The organism is Pseudomonas sp. WSY_20 (assembly GCF_043104335.1).
In the GTDB taxonomy this organism is placed as follows: domain Bacteria; phylum Pseudomonadota; class Gammaproteobacteria; order Pseudomonadales; family Pseudomonadaceae; genus Aquipseudomonas; species Aquipseudomonas parafulva_B.
On record NZ_JBICKP010000019.1, the window covers coordinates 65,989 to 78,434 of the forward strand.

The window sequence follows — 12,446 nt, forward strand, 5'->3', positions numbered from 1 at the left end:
ACCCGGAAGGTTGCGCGTCAAAGCACCGCCTTCGGATAAGACCCCAGCACTTTCAGCGCCACCGCCTCCTGGCTGATCTGCTCTAGCACCGCCTTGATCAGCGGATCGCGGTGATGGCCGACGAAGTCGATGAAGAACACATAGGTCCACTTGCCACTGCGCGAAGGCCGGGTCTCGATGCGGGTCAGGTCGATACCATTCTGGTGGAACGGCACCAACAACTCGTGCAGTGCACCGGGCTTGTTGCTCATCGAGACGATGATCGACGTCTTGTCGTCCCCGGTGGGCGGCACTTCCTGGTTGCCGATCATCAGGAATCGCGTGGCGTTGTCCGGACGGTCCTCGATTTTCTCGGCAAGACGGGTCAGGCCGTACAGGTTGGCCGCCATGTCGCCTGCGATGGCCGCCGAGTTCCACTCACCCTTGACGCGCTTGGCAGCCTCGGCGTTGCTCGACACCGCCACACGCTCGACGTTGGGGTAATGGGCATCGAGCCACTTGCGGCACTGGGCCAATGACTGGGCATGGGAATAGATGCGACTGATGCTGTCGGTCTTGGTGTTCTCGCCCACCAGCAGGTGGTGGTGAATACGCAGCTCCACTTCGCCACAGATCACCATGTCGTGCTCGAGGAAGCTGTCGAGGGTGTGACTGACTGCGCCTTCGGTGGAGTTTTCCACCGGCACCACGCCGAAGTTCACGGCCCCGGCTGCCACTTCGCGGAACACCTCGTCGATGGCCGCCATCGGACGACTGACCACGGCATGACCGAAATGCTTCATGGCGGCGGCCTGGGTGAAGGTACCTTCAGGGCCCAGGTAAGCGATCTTGAGCGGCTCTTCCAGTGCCAGGCACGAGGACATGATTTCGCGGAACAGCCGCGCCATTTCCTCGTTGTCCAATGGCCCCTTGTTGCGCTCCATCACGCGCTTGAGCACGGCAGCCTCGCGCTCGGGACGGTAGAACACCGGCGCCTCGCCCTCGGCCAGCGACGCGGTCTTGACCTTGGCCACTTCCTGAGCGCAGCGAGCACGCTCGCTGATCAGCTCAAGAATCCTTTCGTCGAGGCTGTCGATGCGCACACGCAGCGCCTGCAGTTCATGCTCGGACATCAACCGTGCTCCTTCTCGAATTCAGCCATGTAGGCCACCAGGGCTTCAACCGCATCCAGGCCCAGGGCGTTGTAGATGGATGCACGCATGCCTCCAACCGACCGGTGGCCCTTGAGGTTGAGCAAACCACGGGCGTCGGCACCGGCCAGGAAGGCCTTGTCCAGGCGTTCGTCGGCCAGGCGGAACGGGACGTTCATCCACGACCGGGCATTGACGCTGATCGGGTTGCTGTAAAACGCGCTGGCATCGATGAACCCGTACAGCAAGTCTTTCTTGGCACGGTTGCGCTGCTCCATGGCGTCCACGCCGCCCTGCTCCTTCAACCACTCGAAGACCAGGCCTGAGAGGTACCAGGCGTAAGTCGCAGGCGTGTTGTACATCGAGCCATTGTCTGCCGAGACCTTGTAATCGAGCATGGTCGGGCAACTGCTGCGGGCATGGCCCAGCAGGTCTTCCCGCACGATCACCACCACCAGCCCGCTAGGGCCGATGTTCTTCTGGGCACCTGCGTAGATCAGGCCGAACTGCGACACGTCGATGGGGCGCGAGAGAATGTCGGAGGACATGTCCACCACCAGCGGCACATCGCCGGTCTGTGGCACCCAGTCGAACTGCAGGCCACCGATGGTCTCGTTGGACGCATAGTGCACGTAAGCCGCGTTGGCGGTCAGGTTCCACTCGTTCTGGCCAGGAATGGCCAGGTAGTCGTAGGGCTTGGCGCTGGCAGCGACGTTGACGTTGCCGAAGCGGCGCGCTTCCTCGATGGCCTTTTTCGACCAGATCCCGGTCTCGATGTAGTCGGCGGTGCCGTCTTCTGGCAACAGGTTGAGCGGGATTTCGGCAAATTGCTGGCTGGCGCCGCCCTGCAGGAACAGCACCTTGTAATTGGAGGGGATGGACAGCAGGTCACGCAGGTCCTGCTCGGCCTTCTCGGCGATGGCCACGTAGTCGTCGCTGCGGTGGCTCATTTCCATGACCGACAGGCCCTTGCCGTGCCAGTCCAGCATCTCGGCCTGGGCGCGCTGCAGCACGGCATCAGGAAGCGCGGCAGGGCCTGCGCAGAAGTTAAAGGCTCGTTTGCTCACATCCACTCTCGCTCTGCCAAATAGAACAACATCGTAATTCGGTGGCCCAGGCCTGCTTGGGGCCCTTGCAGGCCAAATGCCTGGCTTGATCAGTCAAACGGGGCGACCTTGGTCGCCCCGTTCGGGTTCAGCGCACTTACTCTTGCGGGGCCTCTTCGGCGCCCGCCGCATCTTGCTCGTTAGGGGCCTGGGCCTCCACGCCCTCCTCGTCCAGCTCGATGAGCGCATCGAGCTCTTCCTCGGACGGCTCCTGAATACGCTCAAGGCCCACCAGCGTCTCGTCGGAGGCCAGCTTGATCAGCGTCACGCCCTGGGTGTTCCGGCTCAGGCTGGACACCTCGCCGACCCGGGTACGCACCAATGTGCCTTGATCGGAAATCAGCATGATTTCTTCACCTTCCTGCACCTGGATGGCGCCGATCAGCAAACCGTTGCGCCCCTTGGTACCCATGGCGATCACGCCCTGGCCGCCACGGCCGCGACGGGGGAACTTGGACAGCGGGGTACGCTTGCCATAGCCACGCTCGGACGCGGTGAGGATCTGCGCGCCGGACTCCGGGATCAGCATCGAAATGATCTGCTGGCCCTTGCCCAGCTTCATGCCGCGCACGCCACGGGCGGTACGGCCCATTTCGCGCACCACGCTCTCGGCAAAGCGGATGACCTTGCCGGCGTCGGAGAACATCATGACTTCCTTGGCGCCATCGGTGATGGCCGCCGCGATCAGGGTGTCGCCTTCCTTGAGCTTCAGGGCGATCAGGCCGTTGGAGCGAGGACGGGCGAACTGGACCAGCGGCGTCTTCTTAACGGTGCCCGAGGCGGTGGCCATGAAGATGTAGGCACCGGTAGGCTCTGCCGCCCACTCGGGGGTGTCGCCTTCTTCCTCGTCCACTTCCTCCACTTCGACCAGCTCGCCTTCGAGCACGGTGTCATCGGCGTCTTCGAGTTCTTCTTCGAGGTCGGCGTTCTGCTGCAAGGCTTCAAGATCGACCTGCAACATGGCGGTGATGCGCTCACCCTCTTCCAGCGGCAGCAGGTTGACCAGCGGGCGACCACGGGCAGCGCGGGACGCCTCGGGGATTTCGTAGGTCTTCTTCCAGTACACCTTGCCCTTGCTGGAGAACAGCAGCAGGGTAGCGTGGCTGTTGGCGACCAACAGGTGCTCGATGTAGTCCTCGTCCTTCACGCCGGTGGCCGACTTGCCCTTGCCGCCACGGCGCTGGGCCTGGTAGGCGGACAATGGCTGGGTCTTGGCATACCCGCCATGGGAAATGGTCACCACACGCTCTTCTTCCGGGATCATGTCGCCGTAGTTGAGGTCGTGGCTGGCATTGAGGATTTCGGTGCGACGGGCATCGCCGTACTCGGCGCGAATCGCTTCGAGCTCTTCGCGGATGACTTCCATCAGGCGCTCGGCGCTGTTGAGAATGCGGATCAGCTCACCGATCTGTTCCAGGATTTCCTGGTACTCGGCCAGCAGCTTCTCGTGCTCCAGGCCAGTCAGGCGGTGCAGCCGCAGGTCAAGGATGGCCTGGGCCTGTTCCGGCGAGAGGTAGTACTTGCCGTCGCGCAGGCCATACTGTTCAGGCAGGTCGGCCGGGCGGCACGACTCGGCGCCGGCACGTTCGACCATGACCTGCACGGCACTCGATTCCCAGGCGGTGGACACCAGGGCTTCCTTGGCCTCGGACGGCGTGGGCGAGGCCTTGATCATCGCGATGACCGGGTCGATGTTGGACAGCGCAACCGCCTGGCCTTCAAGGATGTGGCCGCGCTCACGCGCCTTGCGCAGTTCGAACACGGTGCGCCGGGTGACCACTTCGCGGCGGTGGCGCACGAAGGCTTCGAGCAGGTCCTTGAGGTTGAGCAGCCGCGGACGGCCATCGACCAGGGCGACGACGTTGATGCCGAACACGCTCTGCAGCTGGGTCTGCGAGTACAGGTTGTTGAGCACCACCTCCGGCACCTCGCCGCGACGCAGCTCGATGACGATGCGCATGCCGTCCTTGTCGGACTCGTCGCGCAGCTCGGTGATGCCCTCGATCTTCTTCTCTTTGACCAGTTCGGCGATCTTCTCGATCAGACGCGCCTTGTTCAACTGGTACGGCAGCTCGGTCACGACGATCTGCTGGCGACCGCCCACCTTGTCGATGTCTTCGATCTGGGAGCGGGCACGCATGTAGATGCGGCCACGGCCGGTGCGGTAGGCCTCGATGATGCCCTGGCGGCCGTTGATCAGGCCGGCGGTAGGGAAGTCAGGACCGGGGATGTGCTGCATCAGCTCATCGATGGTGACGTCCGGGTTATCGATCAGCGCCAGGCAGCCATCGATGACTTCGCCCAGATTGTGCGGCGGAATGTTGGTGGCCATGCCCACGGCGATGCCGCTGGAGCCATTGACCAGCAGGTTGGGAATACGCGTCGGCATGACCGCCGGGATCTGCTCGGTGCCGTCGTAGTTGGGCACCCAGTCGACGGTTTCCTTGTGCAGGTCGGCCAGCAGCTCATGCGCCAGCTTGGCCATGCGCACTTCGGTGTATCGCATGGCCGCGGCGTTGTCGCCGTCCACCGAACCGAAGTTGCCCTGGCCGTCGACCAGCAGGTAGCGCAGCGAGAAGGGCTGGGCCATACGCACGATGGTGTCGTAGACCGCAGTGTCGCCGTGCGGGTGGTACTTACCGATCACGTCACCGACCACACGGGCGGATTTCTTGTACGGCTTGTTCCAGTCGTTGCCCAGTTCGCTCATCGCAAAGAGAACGCGGCGATGCACGGGCTTCAAGCCGTCACGCGCATCGGGCAGCGCTCGCCCGACAATCACGCTCATCGCGTAGTCGAGGTAAGACTGTCTCAGTTCGTCTTCGATATTGACCGGGAGGATTTCTTTGGCCAGTTCGCCCATGAGAAGCCTGATTCCTTTTTCTGGTGAAACTTCGCAGCGCCATCAAGGGCCGAACGAAGCTCGCCGCCGCAGTGCACTCGCCCGCGACGACTTACGACAAATCAATGAGTTGTGCCATGGATCTGCGCAATGAAGACCGCCGCACAGCGGGGTCTTGGAAACTGCCGGATATTACCACAACGGCAGGGGTAGTGGGAGATGCGGCAAGCGGCCAGCCGGGCCGCGAATTCATGCCCAGGCCGAGGGGCCCGCGCCGTGGTGCAAGGAAGCCGCGAGCACCACCAGGCCCGCGTTCGACAGCGTGCCGGCAGGGCGCCCAGGCATGGAAAAACGCCTGCCGAGGGTCACGCCCGGCAGTCGAGCGCAACGCAACTGCTGTATCGCCCTTCAGTGCAAACGCTTGCGGCACATCATCTGCGCCAGCTTGGCCGCATCCGGGCGTTCGATGATGCCCCGCTCGGTCACGATCACATCGATCAGGTCCGCCGGGGTCACGTCGAAGACAGGATTGAACACCTCCACCTGCGGCGCCACCCGGGTGCCGGCATAGTCGAGCAACTCATCCGGTTCGCGCTCTTCAAGCGGGATGTCGTCGCCCGTTTCCAGGTTCAGGTCGATACTGCTGCTCGGGGCCACGACCATGAAGCGCACACCATGGTGCATGGCGCTGACCGCCAGTTGGTAGGTACCAATCTTGCTGGCCACATCTCCGTTGGCAGCGATGCAATCAGCGCCGACCACGACCCAGGTGATGCCTTTGGTCTTCATCAGGTGCGCCAGAGCTGAATCGGCGCACAGGGTGACCGGCACGCCTTCATTGGCCAGCTCCCAGGCTGTGAGCCGCGAACCCTGGAGCCACGGGCGAGTTTCCCCGGCGTAGACCCGCTCCACCATCCCTTCCAGAAAGCCTGCGCGAATCACACCCAGCGCCGTTCCGAAACCGCCGCTGGCCAAAGCCCCGGCATTGCCATAGGTCAGCAGCGTCTGGGCATTGCCCTGGTGCCGGCGGATCAGCTCGGTGCCGTGCTGGGCCATGGTCAGATTGGCCTCGCGATCGCTTTCGTGAATGGCCAGCGCCTCGGCTTCCAGCGCACCCAGCACATCTTCGCCGGGACGCAGGCGTTGCAGGCGCTCGCGCATGCGGTTCAGGGCCCAGAACAGGTTGGCCGCGGTAGGGCGCGCCTCGGCCAGGAGCAAGAAATCCTCTTCGAGGTCCATCTCCCAGTCGCCCCCTTCGGCCAGGCGCTCCTCGGCGGCCAGGACCAGCCCATACGCCGCCACGATACCGATGGCCGATGCGCCACGCACGGCCATGTCGCGAATGGCGGTGGCCACCTGCGCGACCGTGTCGCAGGCTAGCCAGTGCTCCTGGGATGGCAGCAGGCGCTGGTCGAGCAGATGCAGAACGCCGCCCTGCCAGCGGATTCCGGTCACCTTCTCGGCCGCCATAAGTTGCTCGCGCATCACCTCTCCCCGTCGTTCGCGTATCAAAAGCCGGCGATTATAGCGACCCGGCGCCCTGAGCGCTCGGGTATACTTCGGCCTTTTCGAGCGCAAGCTGCGCGCCGCAGACACCCGGCAGCACAAGCAAGGTTGGGCACAGAGCCGCTGGCCGAAGCACCACCAACGCCCGCTCTCTGGCGTGGGTCTGCCAGGCCACGCACAGAAAGCTGCCGCAAGCTCTGCGGGCAAAAGGCTCATGGCGTCTGACAAGACAAGCCTGACGCCGTGCGAACGCTTGGGCCAACGCCACCGTCTGTATGTCATGCACCTTGCAGCTTGCCACGTGAAGCTGATTCCCACGTTTCTGAGGACTGTTCAATGAGCAACGTCGACCGCGCTGAAATCGCAAAATTCGAAGCGCTGGCCCACCGCTGGTGGGACCGCGAGAGCGAGTTCAAGCCGCTGCACGATATCAACCCGCTGCGCGTCAACTGGATCGACGAGCGCGCCCACCTTGCTGGCAAGAACGTGCTGGACGTGGGTTGCGGCGGCGGCATCCTCAGCGAAGCCATGGCCCTGCGCGGCGCTTCGGTGACCGGCATCGACATGGGCGAGGCGCCCCTGGCCGTCGCCCGCCTGCATCAGCTGGAATCGGGTGTGGAGGTCGAATACCGTCAGGTCACGGCCGAGGCCCTGGCCGAAGAAATGCCCGGTGCCTTCGACGTGGTCACCTGCCTTGAGATGCTCGAGCACGTGCCTGACCCCTCATCGGTGATCCGCGCCTGCTACCGCATGGTCAAGCCAGGCGGCCAGGTGTTCTTCTCCACCATCAACCGCAACCCCAAGGCCTACCTGCTGGCCATCGTCGGCGCCGAGTACATCCTCAAGATGCTCCCGCGCGGCACCCACGACTTCAAGAAATTCATCCGCCCTTCCGAGCTGGGTGCCTGGAGCCGCGTCGCCGGCCTTGAGGTCAAGGACATCATCGGCCTGACCTACAACCCGCTGACCAAGCACTACAAGCTCAGCAGCGATGTGGACGTCAACTACATGATCCAGACCCTGCGCGAGGAATAAGCATGCGCCTGCGAGCGGTACTCTTCGACATGGACGGCACCTTGCTGGACACGGCGCCCGACTTCATCGCCATCTGCCAGGCCATGCTCACCGATCGAGGCCTGCCGGCCGTCGACGACGCGCTGATTCGGGGCGTGATCTCCGGGGGTGCACGCGCCATGGTGGCCGCCACCTTCGCCATGGACCCGCAGGCCGAAGGTTTCGAAGCCTTGCGCCTGGAGTTCCTGGAGCGCTACCAGCGCGACTGCGCCGTGCATACCCGCCTGTTCGACGGCATGGCCGAGCTGCTGGAGGACATCGAGCGAGGCAAGCTGTTGTGGGGCGTGGTCACCAACAAGCCTGTGCGCTTCGCCGAGCCGATCATGCAGCGCCTGGGGCTGGCTGAACGCTCGGCCTTGCTGATCTGCCCGGATCATGTAAAGAACAGCAAGCCCGACCCCGAGCCGCTCATCCTGGCCTGCAAAACCTTGGCGCTGGACCCTGCCAGCGTGCTGTTCGTCGGTGACGATCTGCGCGATATCGAATCCGGCCGCGATGCCGGCACCCGCACCGCAGCGGTACGCTTCGGCTACATCCATCCCGAGGACAACCCCAACAACTGGGGTGCCGATGTGGTGGTGGACAGCCCGCAGGACCTGCGTAAAGTCATCGACAGCGCCCTCTGTGGTTGCTGATCACCGCTAACGCCAAAGGATCTGACATGTTCGAATACACTGCCCGCCCCGACCTGCTAAAAGGCCGGGTCATCCTGGTCACCGGTGCCGGGCGCGGCATCGGCGCCGCCGCGGCCAAGGCCTACGCTGCCCTGGGCGCCACGGTGCTGCTGCTCGGCAAGACCGAAGCGAACCTCAATGCGCTTTATGACGAGATCGAAGCGGCCGGGCACCCCCAGCCTGTGGTGATCCCGTTCAACCTGGAAACCGCCCTCGCCCATCAGTACGACGAGCTGGCGGTCATGATCGAGGAACAGTTCGGGCGCCTGGACGGGTTGCTCAACAACGCCTCGATCATCGGCCCACGCACGCCCATGGAGCAGTTGTCGGGCGACAACTTCATGCGCGTCATGCACATCAACGTCAATGCCACCTTCATGCTCACCAGCACCCTGCTGCCGCTGCTCAAGCAGTCCGAAGATGCTTCGGTGGTGTTTACCAGCAGCAGTGTCGGGCGCAAGGGTCGCGCTTATTGGGGCGCCTACGGCATCTCCAAGTTCGCCACCGAAGGCATGATGCAGACCCTGGCAGACGAGCTCGAAGGGGTGGCGCCGGTGCGCTCCAACAGCATCAACCCGGGCGCGACGCGTACGGCCATGCGCGCGCAGGCCTACCCGAGCGAGAACCCTCAGGACAACCCGCTGCCTGAGGAAATCATGCCGGTCTACCTCTACCTGATGGGGCCTGACAGCAAGGATGTGAACGGGCAGGCATTCAACGCCCAGTGATGGGCTGGCCTACCAGACACAGCGTTGTGCATGTGCACTCGTCTCCCCGCCCATCGCCGAGGTGCCAGCGATGGGCGGGGCCTGCATCACGACAGCCGCGCAATCACCCCGCCGCCAACGCCGGGCTCGCCCGCTCGTGCTGGGTGACTTCAAGCTGCATGCACCGCTCTAGGAACAGGTACATGCAGTCATAGCTCTTGCAGATGGCTCGGCGCAACTCAGTGCGCAAGGCCATGCTCGGGTTCTCGCCTACCAGCGTACAGATGATCTCCAGCGCCTCCCACGGGTGGGTGTCGTCATACTGCGCGTGCATCTTCAGCCACTTCATGGCCCGCTTGCGCTGCTCTTCCGGAAAGCCCATCGCGTAGGTGTCGGTGGAACACACCACCGCCGACCACTCCCCGGTGGCCCCTTCGATGGCGTAGTTGGTGGCGGCCATGGCAATGGCCAGGTTTTCCGTGGCACACACACGCCAGCACCAATCGTTGAGGCCATTGAGCTCGGGCGGCACATCCTGGGCCTGCAGGTCGTGCAGGTGAATGCCGTGGGCGTGGGCCCAGTTCACCCAGTAGTCGGCATGGTTGAGCTCCACGCGGATATTGCGCATCAACCAGCGCCGCGCCATGTCCTCGCCTGGGTGCCGGCCATACCGGGTTTTGGTGAGGTTATGGGCCATGTACAACGAGAACTGCTCCACCACCGGCCAGCCACCGATCAGGTACTGGCGAATGGTCGCTTGCTTCAACTTGCCGTCACGCAGACGTCGATACACCTCATGGTCAACCACCCGCTGCTTGCTCTCATGGCAATCGGCAAGCAGTTGCTGGGCCCACTTGGGGTAACTGGCCGGGTCCATCAATGGCCCGATACGAACGAATGCATCAATCACTGTCTACTCCTTGTTCCTTGTGATTTCCAGCTAACTAACGAAACGTGCCAGGTGCCCGCTGCAACAGAGGCCGGGCGGCAATCCGTTGGCGATGCAGACTGTCACAGGTAAATACCTGGGGCCGCTCGATCAGATAGCCCTGGGCATAATCGACACCAATTTCCTGAAGCGCTTGCTCGATCATGGGTGTTTCCACGAATTCTGCAATCGTGCGCTTGCCCATGACATGGCCGATATGGTTGATGACTTCGACCATGGCCCGATTGACCGGGTCGTCCAGCATGTCCTTGACGAAGCTGCCGTCGATCTTGAGAAAGTCGACGGGCAGATGCTTGAGGTAGGCGAACGATGACATGCCAGCACAGAAATCATCCAGTGAAAAACGACAACCCAGGCCTTTTAGCTCGTTAATGAAGCGAATGGCGCTGCCCAGGTTGGCAATGGCGCTGGTTTCAGTGATCTCAAAGCAGATCATGCGCGGAGGAATGGCATATTCGACGAACAGGCGCTGCAGGTACTCGAGGAACTTGTCATCGCCGATGCTGGCACCGGACAAGTTGATGGCGCAGGTCGATAGCGGCCCCTGGTGGCCGGCATCTAGGCATTGGCGGATGATGATGAAGACGTTGCGCACCACCCAGCGATCAAGCGCGGTAATCAACCCATAGCGCTCGGCGGCCGGGATGAAGCTATTGGGCAGTATGGTGCGCCCGCTTTCATCGTGCAGGCGTAACAGGATTTCGATGTGGCCAGGCCCCTCGAAGGCCTTCAACGGCGCGATTTCCTGGGCGTACAGACAGAACCTGTTCTCTTCCAGGGCCACGTGCAAGCGCTGAATCCAGGCCATCTCGCCAAAACGAATGGACAGCTCGCTGTCATCGGCGTGGTACACCTGCACCCGGTTGCGCCCCTTTTCCTTGGCCATGTAGCAGGCCATGTCTGCTGCCCGCAGCGACGCCTCGAGGGTGCCGGGGGCCTGGGCGATATGCACCAGGCCGATGCTGACGGTGGTCACGAACGGCCGCCCTTTCCACACGAAATGCAGGCTTTGGACCGTCTGGCGTAGCTGCTCGGCAATCCGCTCGGCCTGCTCGGACGGGCAGTTCTCAAGCAGCACGCCAAACTCATCGCCCCCTAGCCGCGCCAGGGTGTCGCCTTCACGCAGGCCCGATTGCAGCACGGCGCAGATGTGCCGAAGCAGCTCGTCCCCGGCGGCATGCCCACAGGTATCGTTGACCAGCTTGAACTGGTCCAGGTCCAGGAACATCAGCGAATGCCGCCCAGGCTGGCGCGCCAGCGCATTGAGCGCCTGCTCCAGTCGGTATTCGAACTCGCGACGGTTGGCCAGGCCGGTCAGTGCATCGTGCGTGGCCTGCCAGGAGAGGTTGGCGATGTACTGGCGCTCCTGAGTCATGTCGTGCAGCACCAGCACGATGCCATTGACCTGCCCGTCGTTGACGATGGACGAGCCCACCAGATTGATCGACACCGTACTGCCGTCCAGGCGCTGAATCAGCCGCGCATGTTCGGCACCGCCTTTCAAACTGCCACTGAGCACCTGTTCCACCAGGCTGCGGCCCTCGTCCACATCGTGCTCGTCCACCAGGGTAAACAGTGCAGACAACGGCAGGCCCAGCGCCTGGCCGGCCTGCCAGTGGGTCAGTTGCTCGGCCGCCGGGTTCATGTAGCCGATCAAGCCCTCCACATCCGTGGTGATCACCGCATCACCAATAGCCTGCAGGGTGATCTGTGCCCGCTCCTTTTCTTCCTGCAGCGCGTTGGCGAATGCCTGGCGCTGGGCCAGCAACTTGCTGGAGCGCCGCCAGGCGATGGTGATCAGGATCATCGCGGTCAGCAGGTTGGTGATCAGCAGTACCCGCAGCAAGACACGCGACCCCTCGCCCAGGGCATCGCTGAACGCCTTGGCAGCCGGCGTCACCCCCTCGTTGATGGTGGCAATGCGGCTTTTCCAGGCACGGATCACCTGCTCATCGACCGGCCCGCTGGCGAAGCGCTGGTGCATCTCCCCGGCCAGCACGTTCAGCTTGGCCAGGTAATCGTCGCCGATGTCCCAGTAATTGATGGCTGTCTGCAGGTAGCTGACGGTGCGAAAGTGACGGTAGAACCAGATGATGCGTTCCACGTCGTCGGGGTGGTTGCCACCTTGCAGGACGGCCTGACGGGCCGCCTCCAGGTCCAGACTCGACTGATCCATGAGCTTGCGCGCGCGTTGATCGCCCTGGGGCACCACGATGGCCTGCTGATAGCGGCCATAGGTGGCTTCGTCGCGGGTGGTGGCGTACAGGTTGAGGTAGTAGATGGCGTCTTTTTGCGCTTTGGACCACAAGCTTTCGCCCGCCACGTAGGCACGCACGGCAGAAAGCGTGTAGAGGCTGAGACTACCAAGGGCGACTTGGAAAACCACCACGGCGATGAATGGCCAGGTGAGCCCGAGTAGCTTGGGCGCTTCTTGAGTGCGATGTCCCTTCATGGAGTC

The 12,446-nt window shown here is 63.1% G+C and carries 9 protein-coding genes; 3 read left to right on the forward strand and 6 right to left on the reverse strand.

The features are described 5' to 3' along the window. Positions 1–17 precede the first annotated feature (17 nt). From pheA to mtnA, 4 genes are all read right to left on the reverse strand, one after another. Positions 18–1,112, reverse strand: coding sequence for a prephenate dehydratase (gene pheA / locus ACF8E5_RS05935; protein WP_058605607.1), 1,095 nt, complete (start codon positions 1,110–1,112; stop codon positions 18–20). Next, positions 1,112–2,197, reverse strand: coding sequence for a 3-phosphoserine/phosphohydroxythreonine transaminase (gene serC, locus ACF8E5_RS05940; RefSeq protein ID WP_023533733.1), 1,086 nt, complete (start codon positions 2,195–2,197; stop codon positions 1,112–1,114). The genes pheA and serC overlap by 1 nt, the downstream gene beginning before the upstream one ends. Before the next feature lie 136 nt (positions 2,198–2,333). Beyond that, on the reverse strand, positions 2,334–5,099 hold the full coding sequence (gene gyrA / locus ACF8E5_RS05945) for a DNA gyrase subunit A (protein ID WP_392475023.1): 2,766 nt from the start codon (positions 5,097–5,099) through the stop codon (positions 2,334–2,336). 387 nt (positions 5,100–5,486) lie between these two features. Further along, the gene (gene mtnA, locus ACF8E5_RS05950; RefSeq protein WP_326383825.1) at positions 5,487–6,563 is read right to left on the reverse strand and encodes an S-methyl-5-thioribose-1-phosphate isomerase; all 1,077 of its coding nucleotides are present in this window, start codon (positions 6,561–6,563) and stop codon (positions 5,487–5,489) included. Positions 6,564–6,920: 357 nt separating this feature from the next. On the opposite strand from mtnA, the gene ubiG reads away from it, so the two are divergent. From ubiG to ACF8E5_RS05965, 3 genes are read left to right on the forward strand one after another with little or no spacing between them, the layout of a single operon-like run. Then, complete coding sequence (gene ubiG, locus ACF8E5_RS05955) at positions 6,921–7,619, forward strand: bifunctional 2-polyprenyl-6-hydroxyphenol methylase/3-demethylubiquinol 3-O-methyltransferase UbiG (RefSeq protein WP_058605610.1); 699 nt, start codon at positions 6,921–6,923, stop codon at positions 7,617–7,619. Between the two features lie 2 nt (positions 7,620–7,621). Continuing rightward, complete coding sequence (mupP, locus tag ACF8E5_RS05960; RefSeq protein WP_196136248.1) at positions 7,622–8,293, forward strand: N-acetylmuramic acid 6-phosphate phosphatase MupP; 672 nt, start codon at positions 7,622–7,624, stop codon at positions 8,291–8,293. 26 nt (positions 8,294–8,319) lie between these two features. Next, complete coding sequence (locus tag ACF8E5_RS05965; RefSeq protein WP_078478915.1) at positions 8,320–9,060, forward strand: YciK family oxidoreductase; 741 nt, start codon at positions 8,320–8,322, stop codon at positions 9,058–9,060. Between the two features lie 103 nt (positions 9,061–9,163). Here the strand turns inward: ACF8E5_RS05965 and ACF8E5_RS05970 are convergent, their stop codons facing one another. Both ACF8E5_RS05970 and ACF8E5_RS05975 read right to left on the reverse strand, forming a co-directional pair. Beyond that, positions 9,164–9,949 carry a TenA family transcriptional regulator gene (locus ACF8E5_RS05970; protein WP_058637576.1) on the reverse strand — a complete coding sequence of 262 codons (786 nt, stop codon included), beginning with the start codon at positions 9,947–9,949 and terminating at the stop codon, positions 9,164–9,166. Between the two features lie 34 nt (positions 9,950–9,983). Then, positions 9,984–12,440 carry an EAL domain-containing protein gene (locus ACF8E5_RS05975; RefSeq protein WP_392475024.1) on the reverse strand — a complete coding sequence of 819 codons (2,457 nt, stop codon included), beginning with the start codon at positions 12,438–12,440 and terminating at the stop codon, positions 9,984–9,986. Positions 12,441–12,446: the final 6 nt, after the last annotated feature.